This is a genomic window from Sinomonas sp. T428B, from assembly GCF_056780155.1.
In genome coordinates this window covers 2,509,880-2,527,565 of record NZ_JBRAZR010000001.1, presented here as the reverse complement: position 1 = coordinate 2,527,565, position 17,686 = coordinate 2,509,880, and the positions used below count along the sequence as shown (strand labels likewise).

The 17,686-nt window shown below is 69.9% G+C and carries 17 protein-coding genes, 1 other RNA gene and 1 pseudogene; 16 read left to right on the top strand and 3 right to left on the bottom strand.

What is annotated here, in order from left to right; translation table 11 throughout:
• The first annotated feature begins 62 nt into the window (after positions 1–62).
• The 10 genes and pseudogenes from ACUYMY_RS11725 (at position 63) to prfB (ending at position 8,818) form a co-directional block, all read left to right on the top strand.
• On the top strand, positions 63–1,262 hold the full coding sequence (locus ACUYMY_RS11725) for a tyrosine-type recombinase/integrase (RefSeq protein WP_481703727.1): 1,200 nt from the start codon (positions 63–65) through the stop codon (positions 1,260–1,262).
• A gap of 134 nt (positions 1,263–1,396) precedes the next feature.
• The gene (locus ACUYMY_RS11720) at positions 1,397–3,613 is read left to right on the top strand and encodes a tyrosine-type recombinase/integrase (RefSeq protein ID WP_481703726.1); all 2,217 of its coding nucleotides are present in this window, start codon (positions 1,397–1,399) and stop codon (positions 3,611–3,613) included.
• A gap of 332 nt (positions 3,614–3,945) precedes the next feature.
• Positions 3,946–4,212 carry an META domain-containing protein gene (locus tag ACUYMY_RS11715; protein ID WP_481703725.1) on the top strand — a complete coding sequence of 89 codons (267 nt, stop codon included), beginning with the start codon at positions 3,946–3,948 and terminating at the stop codon, positions 4,210–4,212.
• Between the two features lie 150 nt (positions 4,213–4,362).
• Positions 4,363–5,100, top strand: a pseudogene (locus ACUYMY_RS11710) (type II secretion system F family protein); the annotation flags it as partial.
• Positions 5,097–6,038, top strand: a complete 942-nt coding sequence (locus ACUYMY_RS11705) for a type II secretion system F family protein (RefSeq protein ID WP_481703724.1) — start codon at positions 5,097–5,099, stop codon at positions 6,036–6,038. The pseudogene ACUYMY_RS11710 and the gene ACUYMY_RS11705, both read left to right, overlap by 4 nt.
• An 88-nt stretch (positions 6,039–6,126) precedes the next feature.
• The gene (locus ACUYMY_RS11700; RefSeq protein WP_481705049.1) at positions 6,127–6,309 is read left to right on the top strand and encodes a hypothetical protein; all 183 of its coding nucleotides are present in this window, start codon (positions 6,127–6,129) and stop codon (positions 6,307–6,309) included.
• A gap of 4 nt (positions 6,310–6,313) precedes the next feature.
• On the top strand, positions 6,314–6,709 hold the full coding sequence (locus ACUYMY_RS11695) for a TadE/TadG family type IV pilus assembly protein (RefSeq protein WP_481703723.1): 396 nt from the start codon (positions 6,314–6,316) through the stop codon (positions 6,707–6,709).
• Positions 6,693–7,181, top strand: coding sequence for a hypothetical protein (locus ACUYMY_RS11690; RefSeq protein WP_481703722.1), 489 nt, complete (start codon positions 6,693–6,695; stop codon positions 7,179–7,181). The genes ACUYMY_RS11695 and ACUYMY_RS11690 overlap by 17 nt, the downstream gene beginning before the upstream one ends.
• A complete protein-coding gene (locus ACUYMY_RS11685; RefSeq protein WP_481703721.1) occupies positions 7,178–7,660 on the top strand; it encodes a pilus assembly protein TadG-related protein in 483 nt (160 codons plus the stop codon). Before ACUYMY_RS11690 ends, ACUYMY_RS11685 begins: the two co-directional genes overlap by 4 nt.
• A gap of 39 nt (positions 7,661–7,699) precedes the next feature.
• Positions 7,700–8,818, top strand: coding sequence for a peptide chain release factor 2 (prfB, locus tag ACUYMY_RS11680; protein WP_481703720.1), 1,119 nt, complete (start codon positions 7,700–7,702; stop codon positions 8,816–8,818).
• A 59-nt stretch (positions 8,819–8,877) separates the two neighbouring features.
• Here prfB and ACUYMY_RS11675 read toward each other — a convergent pair whose 3' ends face one another.
• Positions 8,878–10,380 (bottom strand): CAP domain-containing protein, encoded by a 1,503-nt coding sequence (locus ACUYMY_RS11675; protein WP_481703719.1) that lies wholly within the window; start codon positions 10,378–10,380, stop codon positions 8,878–8,880.
• Positions 10,381–10,625: 245 nt separating this feature from the next.
• Here ACUYMY_RS11675 and ftsE point away from each other — a divergent pair, with 245 nt between their 5' ends.
• The 6 genes from ftsE (at position 10,626) to ssrA (ending at position 16,107) form a co-directional block, all read left to right on the top strand.
• Positions 10,626–11,378 (top strand): cell division ATP-binding protein FtsE, encoded by a 753-nt coding sequence (gene ftsE / locus ACUYMY_RS11670; protein ID WP_481703718.1) that lies wholly within the window; start codon positions 10,626–10,628, stop codon positions 11,376–11,378.
• Complete coding sequence (gene ftsX, locus ACUYMY_RS11665) at positions 11,375–12,289, top strand: permease-like cell division protein FtsX (RefSeq protein WP_481703717.1); 915 nt, start codon at positions 11,375–11,377, stop codon at positions 12,287–12,289. Before ftsE ends, ftsX begins: the two co-directional genes overlap by 4 nt.
• 84 nt (positions 12,290–12,373) lie before the next feature.
• Positions 12,374–13,744, top strand: coding sequence for a peptidoglycan DD-metalloendopeptidase family protein (locus tag ACUYMY_RS11660; RefSeq protein WP_481703716.1), 1,371 nt, complete (start codon positions 12,374–12,376; stop codon positions 13,742–13,744).
• Positions 13,745–13,831: 87 nt separating this feature from the next.
• Positions 13,832–14,305 (top strand): SsrA-binding protein SmpB, encoded by a 474-nt coding sequence (smpB, locus tag ACUYMY_RS11655; RefSeq protein ID WP_481703715.1) that lies wholly within the window; start codon positions 13,832–13,834, stop codon positions 14,303–14,305.
• Between the two features lie 41 nt (positions 14,306–14,346).
• Positions 14,347–15,630, top strand: a complete 1,284-nt coding sequence (locus ACUYMY_RS11650) for a glycoside hydrolase family 3 N-terminal domain-containing protein (protein ID WP_481703714.1) — start codon at positions 14,347–14,349, stop codon at positions 15,628–15,630.
• Between the two features lie 108 nt (positions 15,631–15,738).
• Positions 15,739–16,107: a transfer-messenger RNA gene (gene ssrA, locus ACUYMY_RS11645) on the top strand.
• A 59-nt stretch (positions 16,108–16,166) separates the two neighbouring features.
• Here the strand turns inward: ssrA and ACUYMY_RS11640 are convergent.
• Positions 16,167–16,874, bottom strand: a complete 708-nt coding sequence (locus tag ACUYMY_RS11640) for a metal-dependent transcriptional regulator (protein WP_481703713.1) — start codon at positions 16,872–16,874, stop codon at positions 16,167–16,169.
• A 9-nt stretch (positions 16,875–16,883) separates the two neighbouring features.
• On the bottom strand, positions 16,884–17,651 hold the full coding sequence (locus ACUYMY_RS11635) for a class I SAM-dependent methyltransferase (protein ID WP_481703712.1): 768 nt from the start codon (positions 17,649–17,651) through the stop codon (positions 16,884–16,886).
• Between the last annotated feature and the right edge of the window lie 35 nt (positions 17,652–17,686).

Sequence of the window (17,686 nt, the reverse complement as noted above, 5' to 3'; positions counted from 1 at the left end):
CAAGCCGAAATTGCTTCGTGTCGCTGTCTCTTTTGCTTCCCCACCGGTGCGATCTTGATGCCATGGACGCGGGAGACAGCGAACCAGCGCACCAGCGGGGCGAGTCAGTGTCGGTTGCCGAACTCGGCAAGGTGGTGCCGATCGCGGGTGTGCCGGGCTATCGAATTCTGGACGCGCTCGACGACGAATTCCTTCCGGCCACTGAGTGGTTTCGCAATCTGATCGCGTGCGACCGTTCGCAGCTGACGGTCCGGACCTACGCGAACAGCCTGTTGATCTATCTGCGGTTCCTCTGGAGTATTGGGCGGCCTTGGTTGGAGGCGCGCGATCGCGACACCCAGGAGTTCGTGCTGTGGATGCGAAGTGCCGACAAGTTCGTCGGAGCGAAGCGGCTGCCCGGAGGTCGTCCCGGCATCAACGGCGTTACCGGCAAGCCCAATCTGGGCTCGAAGTATTCAGCCTCGGCGATCAACGGGGTCCTGACCGCAGGGCGGAGCTTCTACGAGTTCCATCGCCGCGGCGGTGGGCCAGTCCTGGTGAATCCGTTTCCGCAGCGGAGTCCTCACTCGAACGGCCACCACAACCCTCTGGAGCCGTATAGGAGAGCGCCGCGCGAGCTCTACCGGCAGAAGACCATCCGGCGGGTGCCCCGGGCTATCCCCGATGACAAGTTCGAGTCGTTGTTCCGCCGCCTGCGGTGCAACCGCGACCGCGCACTGCTCGCCTTCTACGTCACCAGCGGCGCGCGTGCGAGCGAGATCCTGGGCCTCAAGGGAGGCGATATCGACTGGGGCGACTCGCTGATCACGATCCTCACCAAGGGCGGCGAGCTCCGTCAGGTGCCCGTCGGCGGTCACGCGCTGATCTGGCTGCGGCTCTACCTGATCGAGCGGGGCCATGCTGGCGCTGAGGACGAGCTGTGGGTGACCGAACGGGAACCACGCCGGCGGCTGGGCTATGACGCGTTCCGCGCGGTCCTGCGGAGGGCGAACGATGCGCTCGGCAGCAACTGGACACTGCATGACCTCAGGCACACGTTCGCGATCCGGGCCCTCGATGCAGGGATGGCGCCGCACCACGTGCAGGAAATCCTCGGTCACGCCTCTCTGGAGACGCTGACGGTCTATTCGACTCCGCGGATCGAGGACGTGATTGCCGCACACCGTGCAGTCCTGACTCCTCCGCCGTCGGATGCAACACCGGGTGAGACGCTGCGCTACGCGCAGGAGGACCTGGACATCCTGTGGGGGCAGTCGTCATGACGACCGCCGTTCATCGACGGGTGCCCAGGCGACGGGCGCCCTCGCAGGTGCACCCGGTCGGACCCGTCGACGCCGTTGAGGTGCCGTTCGGTGAGCTCGCTGGGGCAGGCTCTGAGGAGGTCGTCGCAGCTGTCGTGGAACGCGATCCGTCGTTGAGGTCGGCTGTCACGGAGCTGGTCGGCTTCTTGGGAGCCCATGACGGCGCCACGTGGCAGGAGCGCTGGCAGAGTGCGATCGAGGAGTCCGGGCCGACCGGTCGGAGCTGGCTCTATCCGATGGTCCGCCGGAACTTGGAACCGTGGGAAGCCGCTGACTACCACCGTTCGCTTCGTTGGCTGATCTCGCTGGACCTCGTGCGTCCGTCCTATGTCTGGATGAACCGGCGGCGCCTGCAGTTCTGGCCGACGATCGGCCGCGACCGGGATGCCGAGACCTGGAAGCTGTTCGAGGACCGGGTTGCGACGTTGAGCCTGGTGCCCGTCAGCCAGGCTGCCGTGCTGACAAGCGGCGGGCAGCTGGTCGCCCAGACAGGCAAGCCAATCCACCAGATCACAGCCGACGATGTGGTGACCATGTCCCGGGCATACAACGACGGCCGGACGGTGGCGTCAAAGCGACTGGCCTCCGTCTGGCACGTCCTGCGCGAACTCGGCTGGCTGCAGAGCAACTCCGTCAACTTCCCAGGCCGGGTCCACCGCCCGGGCCGCAGGACCTGCGAACAGCTGGTGGACCAGCACAACATCGCCGAACCCCAGCGCAGCGTCCTGGTCCGATACCTCAAGTCACGGCAGCCCTCCCTGGACTACACAAGCCTGAACAGCATCGCGTCCCGGCTGGCATCCCTGTTCTGGGCGGACGTCGTCCAGCACTATGGCCAACCCGCCGGCTTCGACTTGACGCCAGAACAGGGCGAGGACTGGAAAGAACGGATCAGGACGCTCTCGGACGGCAGGCCACGCCGTGGCTACCGAGAGGTGATGAACACCGTGGCCGCGTTCTACTCCGATATTGCGCTCTGGGCCCAGCAGGACGCCTATTGGGCCCAATGGGTCGCACCCCAGTTCATCTACGACCATGACACCGCCGGAAGCACCAAGGACCGGCGCCGGCGGATCTCGGAGCAGCACCACAAGATCAGACAGCTTGCCCCGATCCTCCCCCAGCTCGTCGCGGCCGCGGAAGCCGAACTCACACAGGCCCACGACCAGCTCCAGAAGGCTTCAGCCGCCGGAAACGGCGCCGTCGTGACCCTCGACGGGCACCAATGGGAGGTCGTGCAGGTTACTCCCAGTTCGCCGACACGGGTGCGGCGGCCCGGACAGACCAATGACCTGACCGACCGGGAAGACATGGCGTTCTGGATCTGGGCTGCTGTCGAAATCCTGAGGCACTCCGGGATCCGCATCGAGGAGCTGCTCGAACTCACACACCTGTCCCTCCAGCCGTACACCGTCCCGCAGACCGGCGAGGTCGTGCCGCTGCTCCACATTGCACCGAGCAAATCCGACGAGGAACGCCTCCTGGTCGCCGGCCCCGAGCTGGCCCATGTCCTGGCCGAAGTGATCTCGAGAGTGCGCGGATCCGACGGGACCGTTCCGCTCGTCCAGCGCTACGACGCCTACGAGAAGGTCTGGTCGGATCCGCTTCCGTTCCTGTTCCAAGGCAGGCAGAGAGGGGGCATCTCCAGAGTCGTCAGCCCCGGCGCCATCCGCAAACTCCTGAACGGGCTGCTCAGCCGCGCCGACATCCAGGTCTCCGGCCGGCCGATTCACCTTACGCCGCATGACTTCCGACGGATCTTCGCCACCGATGCCCTCGCATCCGGAATGCCACCACACATCATCCAGCAGCTGATGGGCCACAAGTCGATCATCACAACCCAGGGATACGCCGCGGTCTATCCGCAGCACGTGATCCGCGAGCACCGCAGCTTCATCGCCAGACGACGACAGGCGAGGCCAAGCGAAGAATACAGAGAGCCAACCCCCGAAGAATGGGACGAGTTCGAGCGCCACTTCGTCACCCGCAAGGTCGAGCTCGGGACCTGCGGCCGCGCCTACGGCAGCGGCTGCCAGCACGAGCACGCCTGCATCCGCTGCTCCCTCCTCCGACCAGACCCAGCCCAGAAAGAACGGCTGACCAAAATCGCTGCCAACCTCCGCGAACGCATCAAGGAAGCCGAGGCAAACGGTTGGCTCGGCGAGGTCGAAGGACTCCAGACCAGCCTCACCGCAGCGGAGGCGAAACTCGCACAGATGCACGACATCGACCGTCGACGGGCAACGACTACCACCTTGCCCATGCCCACGACTCGTAGCGGAAACCCCGAAGGAGGAAGCCGTGGTTCATGAGAGTGTGACCCGAACGTGACAGCACCGTAGTGACCCGCGGTGGAAACCGACACCTATCCTTCAGGCAGAGTTGATCGCCGGAGCGAGTCGAGGGGGTTGCGAAGGTGACGAAGCGGTGGCGTTGGGCGACCCTCCTTGCCGTGCTCGGCGGACTGCTCAGTTCGTGCGGAACGCCCGCTGCCGATCCCGGCGAAGCTCGTGCGGGGACCACGACAGCAGGGCCAACCGCCGAGTGCGCACAATTCCTGCCGACAGCCCACTGCGGCAGATACGCCAGCATCGCGAGCACGTCCGGCGGCGGCGCCGATCTCCCGTGGGTGCGAGCGGGTTCGGTGACGGCAGAGCTGGAGTCCATAGACGGAACCCTCTACCTGACGATGACGACCCCCTGCGGACCCTTGAGCGGACCGGTGACGATCACCGGCAGCACGATGGTCGTGGACCGCCTCGGTGTGGGCGCCATGGGCTGCCCCGAGGATCGCGCATCGCAGAAACACTGGGTGATCGACTTCGTGTCCCGCCCAGTAGAGATGTCGTTGGCCGGCGGGGATCTCCAATGGAGGAGCGGCTCCGACACAATCGCCTTCCGGATGCAGTAGACCACCAGTGGCCATCGCTTGCACCCGTTTCGGTTCCATTCCGGCCATCCACCGGAAAGTTGCCTCCCGACCCCTGTCGCGATGAGGGATCCGTCATCGGACAGCGGGGCCGACGAAGAAGCCTGCTCCACGACCTAGGTAGTTCGGAAAATCCAGCAGGCGGGCATCCAGCGGGTCACGCCCGCGGGGCTCGTCGCATCGAGCCTCGCGCTCGGGCTGTTCACCGCGCTGCTCTTCTACATCGTCACCGCAGCGGCCCCCGTCGGGCTGTGCTTCGGGCTCTTCGCCGCCGCGCTCCCCGTGACCCTGGTGCGCTGGCAGGCCGCACGCCGGGCCGCCGTCCTGCGCGAGCTGTGGCCCGACGTCGTCGACCACCTCCGCTCAGCCATCCGGGCGGGGCTGTCGCTGCCCGAGGCGCTCATGCAGCTCGGCTACAAGGGCCCGGAGCCGCTGCGCGGCGTCTTCCTCGACTTCGCCGCCGACTACCGCTCGGGCGGGAGCTTCGGCGTCGCCCTGGACCGGCTCAAGGAGCGGCTCGCTGACCCCGTCGGAGACCGCATTGTCGAGGCCCTCCGCCTGACCCGGGACGTCGGCGGAACGGACCTCGGCCGGCTCCTCGGCACGCTCGCCGACTTCCTGCGGGAGAGTGCGCGCACCCGCCGCGAGCTCGAGGCCCGGCAGTCCTGGACCGTCAACGCCGCCCGCCTCGCCGTCGCCGCGCCGTGGATCGTGCTGCTGCTCATGTCCACACGGCCCGAGGCGATGGCCGCCTACGCGAGCCCGACCGGCCTCGCGGTCCTGGTCGTGGGGCTGGTGGTCTCCGTGTTCTGCTACCGCCTCATGCTGCGCATCGGAGCGCTGCCCCAGGAAGAGCGGGTCCTGCGGTGACCGGCACCACGGCGCTCGCCGTCCTGGCCGGGACGGTGCTCGGCGTCGGGCTCTGGATCACTTTCGTCCGCCTCCCGGCGATGCGTCGGGTGACGTTCACGGAACGGGTGGCCCCGCAGTTGCGGTCCGTGGACCGCCGCTCGAGGCTCCTGCGGGACGAGCCGGCAAGCCTCACCCCGTTCGGCCCGCTCGAGCAGGTCCTGCGCCCGCTCCTGCACGACGCCGTCGGCTCGCTGTCGCGGCTCAACCTCGGCAACGCCGCGCTCGCTCGCCGCCTGGCCAAGGCGGGGTCGGCCAAGTCGCCGTTGGACTTCAGGGCCGAGCAGCTGCTCTGGGCTGGCGCCGCCTTCGTGGTGGCGACCGTCCTCGCCGTCGTGAGCGCGCTGTCCGGGCGGGTCAACGCCGTCTTCGCGGTCCTCATGGTCGTCGCGGCGACGGCCGCGGGCTTCATGGCGCGCGAATACGTCCTCAGCTCGGCCATCGCGAAGCGCCAGCAGCGTATCCTGCGCGAGTTCCCCTCGATCGCGGACATGATGGCCCTCGCCGTCGGGGCGGGGGAGACCGCCGCGGGCGCCCTGGACCGCACGGCGAAGGCATCGAGCGGCGAGCTCGCGCGGGAATTCGCCACCGTGCTCGCCCACACTCGCTCGGGGACGCCGCTCGTCGAGGCCCTGCATGGCCTGGGGGACCGCATCGACCTCGCACCCATCACCCGCTTCGTGGACGGCCTCGTGGTCGCGATCGAGCGGGGAACGCCCCTCGGGGACGTGCTGCGCGCGCAGGCGCAGGACGTCCGGGACGTCGCCAAGCGCGAGCTCATGGAGGCCGCAGGCAAGAAGGAGATCGGCATGATGGTGCCGCTCGTCTTCGGGGTGCTCCCGCTCACCGTCGTCTTCGCCGTGTACCCGGGCGTCGCCGCCGTGACCCTGGGCTTCTGACTGATCGATCCACATCACGAGAGAGAACCACCCACTAGGGGGAAGGGGAGCCATGAACACCATTACCAGGGCGGGCATCCTGCTGGGGATGCTCCCGGCCCTGCTCACGGCGCGCGCCGTGAGCAGGGCCGAGGAGAGCGAGCGCGGGGATGTCCCCGGCTGGGTCATGATCACGCTCATGTCGGCCGTGCTCGTCATGGGGCTCCTCGCGCTCGCGGGCCCCGCGCTCGAGGGCCTGTTCCAGCAGGCCATGAGCAAGGTCAGCAAGTAGAGGCGTGGAGTCCCACCGACCCCGCGGTGCCCGCCCGTCGGAGCGTGGCTCCGCCGTCGCGGACTTCGTCATGGTCGGCGGCCTCATGACCGTCCTCGCGCTCTCGGTCATCCAGCTCACGCTCGTGCTGCACGTGCGCAACGTGCTCGTCGACGCGGCCGCCTCGGGCGCACGGTACGGTTCCCTGGCCGACAGGACGCCGCAGGACGCCCAGCAGCGGGCCCGGGAGCTCATTACCGGCGCTGTAGGCCCCGACTACGCGGGCGACGTCCGCGTCGGCGAGGCCGAGGTCGCCGGGATCCGCAGCATCGAGGTCCGCGTCGTCGCGCCCATCCCCGTCGTCGGGCTCATCGGGCCCTCGGGGGCTATGGAGGTCGCAGGACATGCCCCGCTCCAGTGAGCGCTTCCGCGCCCGGGCTGCCCTCCTCGCCGCGGCCTGCCGCAGGGCCGAGGGCCCCGCGGCGGAGCGGGGGAGTGCCGTCGTCGAGTTCGTCGCGCTCGGGCTCCTGGTCCTCGTCCCCGTCGTCTACTTCGTCCTGACGGTCGGCTCGCTCCAGGGCGCCTCCTTCGCCGCCGTAGGAGCCGCCGACCACGCGGCCAAGTCGTTCGCGCAGGCCCCGGACGAGGCAGCGGCCCACGCCGCCGCAGAGGCCTCGGTGCGCGTGGCCATGGCCGACTTCGGCCTCGCCGGCCACACGGCCCGCCTCGAGCTCGCCTGCGACCGCGATCCCTGCCTCCAGGCCGGAGCGGCCGTCTCGGCCCGGGTCCACGTCGAGGTCCCCCTGCCGCTGAGCCCCACGGGCCAGGGGTTCGGGCTCACCGTGGGCCGCGTGGACGCGTCGGCGACCCAGATCGTGGGGAGGTTCCGATGAGGGGGGTGCGCATCGCCGTCGTCCGCCGCCTGCGGGAGAGCGCACGCGGCGACGCGTCCGGCCAGATCATCGTCCTCACCCTCGGTTTTGCCGTGCTGTGCCTGCTCGTGGCGACAACGGTCATGGGCGTCTCGGCGGTCTACATCGAGCACAAGAAGCTCCTCTCGGCGGCCGACGGCGCAGCGGCCGCCGCCGCCGACAGCTTCACCCTCGCGGACACGGCCTCGGAGGAGGCGCCGCCTGCCGCGGCGCTGTCCGAGGACAGGGTGCGGGGCGCGGTCTCCACGTACCTCGAGCGAGACGGCGCCGGTGCGCGCTTCGAGCGACTTGCCATCGCGTCGGCGACGGGCACGCCCGACGGCCGCACGGCGACGGTGAGCCTCACCGCGTTCGCACGGGTCCCCCTCGTGGGCATCGTGCTCCCGGAGGGCGTCCCGATCCAGGCCACCGCGAGCGCGCGGGCACGGCTCGTGCGGTGAAGACGGCCGTCCCGCCTCATGGCGTAATCTTGGATGGATATGGCTGAGATCGACTTCCCCACAGAAATCCGCGCGCTCCGCGGCACCCACGCATCCATCGAGCAGGTGACGGATGTCGAGTCTCTGCGCGCGGAGATCGCCGAGCTCAGCGAGGCGGCCGGCGCCCCGGACCTGTGGGACGACCCGTCCACCGCGCAGCAGGTGACCTCGCGCCTGTCCCACCGGCAGTCGGAGCTCGAGCGCGTGGAGAAGCTCGGCGAGCGCATCGACGACCTGGAGGTGCTCGTCGAGCTCGCCCAGGACGAGGGCGACGCCGATTCCCTCGCCGAGGCGGCCAGGGAGCTCGACTCGATCCGGAAGGCCCTCGAGGAGCTCGAGGTCGTGACGCTCCTCAACGGCGACTACGACGAGCGCGAGGCCGTCGTGACCATCCGCGCGGGCGCCGGCGGCGTGGATGCCGCGGACTTCGCCGAGATGCTCATGCGCATGTACTTGCGCTGGGCCGAGCGCCATGGCTACCCGACCAAGGTCATGGACACGTCCTACGCCGAGGAGGCCGGCCTCAAGTCGGCTACCTTCGAGGTCAACGCGCCCTTCGCCTTCGGCACCCTTTCCGTCGAGGCCGGGACCCACCGCCTCGTGCGCATCAGCCCCTTCGACAACCAGGGCCGCCGGCAGACGTCCTTTGCGGCCGTCGAGGTCATCCCGCTCATCGAGCAGACCGATCACATCGAGATCCCGGACAACGAGATCCGCGTGGACGTCTTCCGCTCCTCGGGGCCGGGCGGCCAGTCCGTCAACACGACGGACTCCGCAGTCCGCCTGACGCACATCCCGACGGGCATCGTTGTGTCGATGCAGAACGAGAAGTCGCAGCTGCAGAACCGCGCCGCCGCGATGCGCGTCCTCCAGTCCCGCCTCCTCCTGCTCAAGAAGGAGCAGGAGGACGCCGAGAAGAAGGCGCTCGCGGGCGACGTCAAGGCCTCGTGGGGCGACCAGATGCGCTCCTACGTCCTGAACCCCTACCAGATGGTCAAGGACCTGCGCACGGAGCACGAGGTGGGAAACACCTCGGCGGTGCTCGACGGCGACATCGACGACTTCATCGACGCCGGCATCCGCTGGCGCGCGGGACAGCGCCAAGGCGCTGCTAGCTGACCTCGGCGCCTAGGCGCTCCCGCGCCCAGCCCGGAATGATCGGCGCGTCGGGATGGATGTCAGCCGGCCAGCCGGAGGCCGCTCATCGACGTGCCGAGTTCGCGGGGCGCGCCGAGCACGGCGCCGGCAAAGGGAGCGTAGAAGGCGGATCCGTCCGTGCGGATCGTCACGATGCCCGACTCTCCGGCTACGAAGCCCTTCACGAACCGCCACGTGACCACGCCCCGCCAGGGTGCGGTGGTCGGAGGCGACACGAGGGCCGGCTGGTCGGGCGAGCCCTCCTGTGACATGTCCCGGGAACCTCGGTCCGGGAGGAGGTAGATTCCCCCGGCGGTGTCCTGGGCTGCAACAGGTGGCACGGGGTCGCCCTGGCACCATTCGTCCTTGCCCAGGCCGTAGTCGTCCAGCTCGGAGAGGCCGAGGGCAACCGGTACGTCGAAACCGCCGGCGATCCTGCCCTTCAGGAGGGTGACCCGCCCATCGAGCCGCTGGACGAGGAGATCGTAGACTCCATCCCGATTCCAGTCAGGCGTGTAGAGCCTCACGGCTCCAGAGAGGCCAGTCGCGATGGTCGTGGGACTGCCAAGGGAGCCGGTTCCGTTCGACGGGCGATTCGTCACGGTGCCGTTGGCGTCCAAGGCCACGACGTCCCCTGCGCCGCGGATCGAGGCCAGTCGCAAGTCGGCGGGGACCGGACTCTGCGCGGTTGCCGGACAGGTGCCAGCAGCGTGTGGCAGCGTGCCCACGACCTGCGTAGGCGGGGGCGAGGGTGGTGGCGGCGTCGGGCTCGGCGAAGGCGAGGTGCCAGGTGCGGAGACCGTCCCTGCTGGCAGTCGGGAGTAGCCGAAGAGGTTGACGACACCCCACATGGCGTAGCGGCTCGGCGTCGTCTGCCACGTGCCGTCGGTGAACGTGACCCCGATTCCCATGACGTTCAGGCGCGGGTCGGTGAGGATCGCGTTGTGCGCGGGCGAGGTCTTCCACCAGGCCACCATCTCCGCCGCGTTGCGGTCCCAGCGGACTGCGATGACCTCGCCGGCCCCGCGGTCGGGCGAGAGCGCCCGCGGGTCGGTCCAGAAGGAGGGCCGGTGCTCGATGACCTCGCGCGAGGCGATGTAGTTCGACCACTCCTGGGCCATGCCCGCGATGGTCGCGTGGTACTGGATCCTGCCGAGGCCGAGGGAGGCCCGGTAGCTGTTGATCGCATCGAAGACGGCGCGGACCTGGGCCGAGTTGTCGTCCCGCACGAGGTGGTCGGCCGAGGCCTGCAGCAGCGGCTGCACGGACGTCACGCTCGGCGCCACGCCGAGGTCGGTGATGTGGACCGGCGGCGGCTCCGGGAGGGGTGGCGGGCCCGTGGGCGCCTGCGCCGTCTCAGCAAGGGGCCTGGAGCGCTCCGGCTCGCCGAGGACGACGCCGAGCGGCCGGGCCTGCGCTGCCTCGGCCGGGACGGGGGCCGGCTCGGCGGTCTGGCTCACCGACGGGGCCGGCTGCGGGACGGTGGCTCCGGGCAGCGAGAGGGCTGTGAGCAGTGCGAGGCAGAGCGCGGCCGTCTTCTTCATAGGTCCCCCCTCGCCAGTGAAGCCTGCTCGCCACAGGCTAGGCCCTGACGGCCGCACCGTCCAAGGGGACGGCGCATGAAAGGACCTCAGGAAGAGCATCCCGGCGCCGAACTCCGACACGCCGCGGACGGTCGCGGACTGGGGCGGGCGCATGTGCCTATAGTCGAGCCGCCGGCGGCCTTTCCCCCAATCAAGCCCGTGCGCCGGCAACGGATGCCCTGCGTCCCGACGGGCCCGGAAGAGCCATGATCCGCTTCGAGAATGTCACGAAGGTCTACGACAGGAAGGCCCGGCCGGCGCTGGACTCTGTCTCCCTGGAGATCGAACGGGGCGAGTTCGCCTTCCTCGTCGGCGCATCGGGCTCCGGCAAGTCCACCTTCCTGCGCCTCGTCCTGCGTGAGGACCGCGCCACGAGCGGAGGGGTCTTCGTCGCCGGCCAGAACGTCGCCTCGCTCTCGAGCTGGCGGGTGCCGCGTCTGCGCCGGGGGATCGGCGTCGTCTTCCAGGACTTCCGGCTCCTGCCGCAGAAGACGGTCTTCGCCAACGTCGCGTTCGCGATGCAGGTGATCGGCCGCAACCGCAGCATCATCCGGGACGCCGTCCCCGAGGTCCTCAAGACCGTGGGCCTCGAGGGCAAGGAGCACCGCATGCCGCATGAGCTCTCCGGCGGCGAGCAGCAGCGCGTGGCGATCGCGCGCGCCGTCGTGAACCGGCCCGGCATCCTCCTCGCCGACGAGCCCACCGGCAACCTCGACCCCGCGACCTCGCAGGGCATCATGGCGGTCCTCGACAGGATCAACCAGAACGGCACGACCGTGGTCATGGCCACGCACGACACCGACATCGTCAACTCGATGCGCAAGCGCGTCATCGAGCTCCAGGACGGGCACGTCATCCGGGACGAGGCCCGCGCTCTCTACACGTCCCTCATCCCGTCCGTTCCGGCCCCGGGGGAACCCGGCAAGGCGGACGGCGGCGAGGCGGAGGGGCGCGCATGAGGGCCGCGTTCATCCTCGGGGAGATCGCCGGCGGCCTGCGCCGGAATGTCTCGATGGTCGTCTCGGTCATCCTCGTGACCTTCGTGTCGCTCACCTTCGTCGGCGCGGCGGGCATGCTCCAGCTGCAGATCACGCAGATGAAGGGCTACTGGTACGACCGTGTCCAGGTCGCCATCTTCCTGTGCGGTGAGGGCTCGACGGCGCCCGGCTGCGTGAGCGGGCCCGTCACCAAGGACCAGCAGGCCGCGCTGACCGGTCTGCTCGAGTCTCCGGCCGTCGCCCAGTACGTCAACGACTACCACTACGAGACGAGCGAGGAGGCGTACGAGCACTTCAAGAGCCAGTTCGCGAACTCGCCGATCGTCGACTCCGTGACCCCGGACCAGCTCCCGTCCTCCTTCCGGATCAATCTAAAGGACCCGGAGAAGTACCAGATCATCAGCGAGACGTTCTCGTCGCAGCCCGGGGTCGAGACGGTCATCGACCAGCGGCAGCTGCTCGAGCGGCTCTTCTCCGTCATGAACGGGGCCTCGCTCGTGGCGATTGTGATCGCGGGCATCATGATTGTGTGCGCGATCCTGCTCATCGCGACCACGATCCGGCTTTCGGCCTTCAGCCGCCGGCGCGAGACGGGCATCATGCGGCTCGTCGGGGCGTCGAAGCTCATGATCCAGCTGCCGTTCGTGCTCGAGGGTGTCATCGCCGCCGTCGTCGGGGCCGTCCTCGCCTCGGGGACGCTCTGGGCCGTGTCCCGGTTCTTCCTCGGGGAGGTCCTGGCCAAGCAGTATCCGGACACGGCCTTCATCTCGCCGGCGCAGACGCTCGTGCTCGCGCCGCTGCTCATCGCCATGGGGGTCGTGCTCGCTGGTGTATCGTCGATTCTGACCCTCCGTCGCTATCTCAAGGTCTGACCCGACGGGAGGGAACGGGGGATGCACATGAACGCACGGACGCGTGCAGAACGCTCAGCCGCCCGCAGGAACCGCCTGCGCCGCATGGGGGGCGCCGCTGCCGCGCTAGCGCTCGTCGCCGCCCTCTGCGCCTCCGGCCCCGCGGCCACCGCCGACGAGCTCGACGACCAGAAGGCTCGGCTCGCGCAGCAGGCCCAGGACGTCCAGCATTCCCTCGAGTTCCTCGACGGGCGCATCGCGCAGGCGGCCGCGGACCTCGCGACCTACCAGGCCCAGCTGCCCGGCGCGCAGCAGGCCCTCCTTGAGGCCCAGGGCCGCGTGACCGCCGCGACCAATGAAGTCAACGCCCTCGCGGTCCGCGTCGACGCGGCCCAGCAGTCGAAGGCCAAGATCACTGCGCAGCTCGAGGCCGACCGGGGGAAGATCGACGAGACGAAGAAGCTCATCGGCCAGATCGCGAGCCAGGCCTACAAGACCGGCGGCGTGCCCTCGAACCTGAGCCTCATCTTCGGCTCGGCGGAGGGCGGGAGCCTCACCGGCTCGATCGACCTCGCAGACCAGGCCATGCGGAGCCAGAACTCCGCGCTCGAGAAGCTCTCCCAGCAGAGCGCCGCGAACGTCAACGCCGAGGCACGCCTGGCCGCCGTCGAGGAGGAGATCCGCGACCTCAAGGCCAAGGCAGACGAGGCCCTGCGCAAGGAGCAGGCCGCCCGCGACGAGGCCGCGGCCCGGAAGGCCGAGGTCGACAAGCTCATCGAGGACACGGCGAGGCTCAACGCCGAGCTCGAGGCGGCGCGCCCTGCCATCCAGCAGCAGATCGCCGACCTCAAGGCCCAGCAGGACCAGGTCGCCGCGCAGATCGCCGAACGCGACCGCCGGCTCCGCGAGGCGTGGGAGGCCGAGCAGCGGCGCATTGCCGAGCAGCGCGCGGCAGAGGCCCGCGCCGCGGCGCTCGCCGCGGGGCAGGCCGCCGCCGCCGCAGAGGCCGCGGCCCAGGCTGCTCGCGATGCCGCCGTCCAGGTCGGCTCGCCGTCTGCCTTCGGACTCATCAACCCGTTCCGCGGCGTCCCGATCACCTCGGGCTTCGGCTGGCGTGCGACTCCTCCCGGCTCGATCGACTTCTACGGCACCGGCGGCTACATGCACACGGGCATCGACTTCGGCGCGGCCTGCGGCACGCCGGTCTACGCCCCGGCAGCCGGGACGATCACGACGGCGGGCTGGCTCAGCAACGGCGGCGGCAACACGGTCATGATTTCCCACGGCGTGGTCCAGGGGAACTCGCTGACCACGGTCTTCTACCACAATTCCTCGGTAGCGGTGCGCGTGGGGCAGTACGTGAGCCAGGGGCAGCTCATCGCGTACTCGGGCACGACGGGCAACTCGACAGGCTGCCACTCGCACTTCGAGACCTGGCTCAACGGCTCGCCCGTGGACCCAATGAGCCTGCTGTAGACTGATGTGTCCGCGCCGGCACCGCCCGGCGCCGCCCACGACGGATCCGGCGGCCCGCGCCGCCGATGAAGGACAAGGAGTCAGGCCGTGCCCAGAGAGAGTGGCCGGAAGGCAGTGGCCACCAACCGCAAGGCCCGGCACGACTACCACATCCTCGACACCTGGGAGGCGGGCCTCGTGCTCATGGGCACCGAGGTGAAGTCGTTGCGCGAGGGCCACATCTCCCTCGGCGAGGGGTTCTGCCAGTTCACCAACGGGGAGCTGTGGCTCGAGGCCGTGAACATCCCCGAGTACACCCAGGGCAGCTGGACGAACCACCCGTCCAAGCGCCGGCGCAAGCTCCTCCTGCACCGCGAGGAACTGGCCAAGATCGAGCACAAGGTCAACGAGTCCGGGCTCACGGTCGTCCCGTTGCAGGTCTACTTCCACGACGGCCGCGCCAAGGTCGAGATCGCCCTGGCACGAGGCAAGAAGGACTACGACAAGCGCCAGGCCCTGCGCGAGTCCCAGGACAAGCGCGAGGCCCTGCGCGAGATGCGGGAACGCAACCGGCGCCGCTGACCTCCGACCGCCGCAGGCACCGAATGCGGGAAGGATCTCTCATGCCCAGAACAGGCGCCATGGCCGGACTCGCCATCGGCGCGGGAGTCCTGGCTGTCCTCGCCCTCATGGCCGTCCTCCTGCCGCGCGTCTGGGCGACCCCGGCGTCAACGGGCACGGCGCCCGCGTCCCCGAGCGGGCCCACTGCCTCTCCGCCCCCAGGCACGGTGGAGGCCTCGCCGTCGCCCGCCGCCACCGACGGGACGCCGACCGCGGCGCCGAGCCCGCCGCCCAGCCGCGCCCGGCAGGTCCTCGCCGCGCTGAGCCTCGAGCAGCGCGCGGGGCAGGTCATGATGGTCGGCTCGCCCGTCTCGGGCCCGGACGCGGTCACGCTGGGCGCGCTCGCCCGGACCGGGATCGGCAACGTGTTCCTGCGCGGGCGCACGACGGCGGGCGCCGCGGCCGTCGCGGGCACCGTCGCCGCCCTGCGCGCTTCAGCGACAGTCCCGACGCCGGCAGGCCCGGTCGCGCCGTTCGTCGCGACCGACCAGGAGGGCGGGTACGTGCAGATCATGCGCGGCCCGGGGTTCAGCGACATCCCGTCGGCCCGGGCCCAGGGCACAATGGACCCCGCAGCCCTCCGCGTCGCCGGGGCCGCTTGGGGCCGCGAGCTCGCCGCCGTCGGCGTGAACGTGAACTTCGGGCCCGTGCTGGACACGGTGCCGTCCCCGGCGTTCGCGCCCTACAACCTGCCCATCGGGGCCTGGGAGCGCGAGTACGGCTATTCGCCGGAGGCGGTCTCGGCGAGCGGGCTCGCGTTCGCCCAGGGGATGGCGGATGCCGGCGTCGCGGCCACGCCGAAGCACTTTCCGGGTCTCGGCCGGGCCACGGCCAACACTGACACGAGCATGGACGTCGCGGACCCCGAGACGACTCGCAGCGACCCGTACCTCGTCCCCTTCCGGGATGCCGTGCGCGGGGGCGCCGAATGGGTCATGCTCTCGAACGCGCTCTATCCCGCAATCGACCCGGGCAGCTTCGCGGTGTTCTCCCCGACGGTCATCCAGGGCATGCTCCGCGGCGATCTGGGCTTTGCTGGCGTGGTCATCTCCGACGACGTGTGCGACGCCGTGCAGCTCTCGGCCGTCCCGCCGGAGCGGCGTGCGGCCGATCTCATTGCCGCGGGCGGGTCGATGGCGCTGTGCACGAACGCCGGCCTGGCGCCGCGGCTCTGGCAGGGGGTCGTGGACCGGGCCCGCACCGATCCGGCGTTCGCGCGGGCGCTCGACGCCGCGGCGCTCGAGGTGCTCGAGGCGAAGGAGCAGGCGGGGCTCCTGCCGGGCTGAACGATCCCTCGGGAATACCTGCACCGGCGCACACGCTATACTGAATGTCCGGCCGCCGAAAGGCGTGCCGGGTCAGTGTCACAGCTGAAGCAGTTTGACAACTGAAGAGGGGATGATCGGTTTCGACGATGTAGGTCGCGACAGGTGAAGCGGGCCGAGGATGCAGAGTCATCTCGTCAACGCTCTCTGCAAACCAATAAGTGCCAACTCTAAGCGCACTGACTTCGCCCTCGCTGCCTAAGTAGCGAGCAAGTCCGTCAGCCCGGGAATGCTATCGTCCCGGATCCTGGCGTCGATTAGATAGCCACTGCTGGCAGTCCTCGTCATCGGGGCTGCCGGGACTCTTTGATGACTGGGCCCGGGTCAGCCACTGGCGTGCATGATGGCTGGGGCCGAGAAATCCCGAAGCACGCTGCGCCCGGAGAAGCCCTGGCAAAGCCGCATCGGACGGGGGTTCAATTCCCCCCATCTCCACTACTGTGAACAGCAGCGCCCCCGGTCTCTGGACCGGGGGCGCTGCTGTGTCTGCACTCGGGCTACCGCCCGAGGATGCAGCCCGGGTGGGAGTGGTCGCTGTGCACCCAGAGCGAGTCGGCCACCTCGTCGGCGACGTCGAAGTCGCGCTCCTGCCCGCCATGGCCGATCCGCACGACGAGGGGCCCGCCGAAGGGCTTGCGGCGCACGATGCGCACGTCGGCGTCGAGCACGATGTGCTCCGTCGCGAGGTAGCGCAGGAGGTCCGGGTTGTCGTCGCTGATGCGCGTGATCCGGCCCTCGTGGCCCGGGTCCAGGTCGCTGAGCCGGTGCGCGTCAGGGCGGTGGACCTGACCGGAGGCGCTTGGGATGGGGTCCCCGTGCGGGTCCCGGTCGGGGTGCCCGAGCTTGGCCGCGAGCCGCTCGACAAAGAGGTCCGAGACGGCGTGCTCGAGCTGCTCGGCCTCGTCGTGGACCTCGTCCCAGCGGTAGCCCAGCTCGTTGACGAGGAACGTCTCGAGGAGCCGGTGGCGGCGCACCATGGTCAGGGCGAGGTCCCGGCCGGCCTCGGTGAGCCGCACCGCCCCATAGGGGCGGTGGTCGACGAGGCCCTGGTCCTTGAGCTTGCGGACCATCTCGGAGACGGAGGAGTTCGCGACGCCGAGGCGCGCCGCGAGCTGCGAGGAGGTGATGGGCTTGTCCTGCCACTCCGTGAAGGAGTAGATGACCTTCACGTAGTCCTCGATCGAGGAGGAGGGGGCGCTCTTCACGACACCAGCCTACCCAAGCGCCAGAGGCACGGCCCGCCATGCCTGGGTCAGGTAGGGGAGGGCCAGGGCCTCTCCGGGGGTGTGGCCGAGGTGCTCGAAGAGGTACCACGCGAGGTTGTCCTCGACCTTCGCGCGGTGCCGGGCCGAGGCGTGCAGGTAGTAGCTGCGGGACTTGGCGAGCTCGACGATCCCCTCGGGCGTGATCGCGTCCTCCCAGCGGAAGAGCGCGGCCTCCCAGCCGACGAGCTCGGGGCCCGACGGCGGGCGGTAGTCGGGCTTGTGGACGTCGCCCGCGTGCATGATGCGGGAGAGCCGGTGGACCCAGGGGACCGTCGTGTCGAGCTGGTTCCACACGAGCCCCGCGCGCCCTCCCGGGCGCAGGAGACGCGCGGCCTCGCGGGTCGCCGCGCCGATGTCGAACCAATGCCAGGCCTGGGCCGCGACAACGAGGTCGGCGCTCGCGTCGGCCAGGCCCGTCGACTCGGCGGGGGCCACGACGCAGCGCGCGCCCGGATGGAGCCGGGCGAGCTGGGCGAGCATGTCCGCGCTCGGGTCGACGGCGGTGACTTCGAGCCCCCGGGCGATCAGCAGCGCGGTGAACTTGCCCGTGCCGGCGCCGAGGTCGACGGCGGTGCGGGCGCCGGCGGGGACGAGCCAGTCGGCGGCCTCCTCGGGGTACCCCGGCCGCACACGTTCGTAGTGCTCCCCGCCGGCCTCGAACGCCCTGGCGAGCTCGCGCCGTCGTGCATCGCCGAGCTTCGGCCCGCCGCGTCCCATCGTTCCCTCCTGACGTCCCCCAGCAATCTACCGCA

Excerpts from the sequence above, each read along its gene's own strand:
- ACUYMY_RS11725 (WP_481703727.1), top strand. The coding sequence starts at position 63 with ATGGACGCGGGAGACAGCGAACCAGCGCACCAGCGGGGCGAGTCAGTG.
- ACUYMY_RS11700 (WP_481705049.1), top strand. The coding sequence starts at position 6,127 with ATGCTCCCGGCCCTGCTCACGGCGCGCGCCGTGAGCAGGGCCGAGGAG.
- ACUYMY_RS11690 (WP_481703722.1), top strand. The coding sequence starts at position 6,693 with ATGCCCCGCTCCAGTGAGCGCTTCCGCGCCCGGGCTGCCCTCCTCGCC.
- ACUYMY_RS11685 (WP_481703721.1), top strand. The coding sequence starts at position 7,178 with ATGAGGGGGGTGCGCATCGCCGTCGTCCGCCGCCTGCGGGAGAGCGCA.
- prfB (WP_481703720.1), top strand. The coding sequence starts at position 7,700 with ATGGCTGAGATCGACTTCCCCACAGAAATCCGCGCGCTCCGCGGCACC.
- ACUYMY_RS11675 (WP_481703719.1), bottom strand. The coding sequence starts at position 10,380 with ATGAAGAAGACGGCCGCGCTCTGCCTCGCACTGCTCACAGCCCTCTCG.
- ftsE (WP_481703718.1), top strand. The coding sequence starts at position 10,626 with ATGATCCGCTTCGAGAATGTCACGAAGGTCTACGACAGGAAGGCCCGG.
- ftsX (WP_481703717.1), top strand. The coding sequence starts at position 11,375 with ATGAGGGCCGCGTTCATCCTCGGGGAGATCGCCGGCGGCCTGCGCCGG.
- ACUYMY_RS11660 (WP_481703716.1), top strand. The coding sequence starts at position 12,374 with ATGGGGGGCGCCGCTGCCGCGCTAGCGCTCGTCGCCGCCCTCTGCGCC.
- ACUYMY_RS11650 (WP_481703714.1), top strand. The coding sequence starts at position 14,347 with ATGCCCAGAACAGGCGCCATGGCCGGACTCGCCATCGGCGCGGGAGTC.
- ACUYMY_RS11635 (WP_481703712.1), bottom strand. The coding sequence starts at position 17,651 with ATGGGACGCGGCGGGCCGAAGCTCGGCGATGCACGACGGCGCGAGCTC.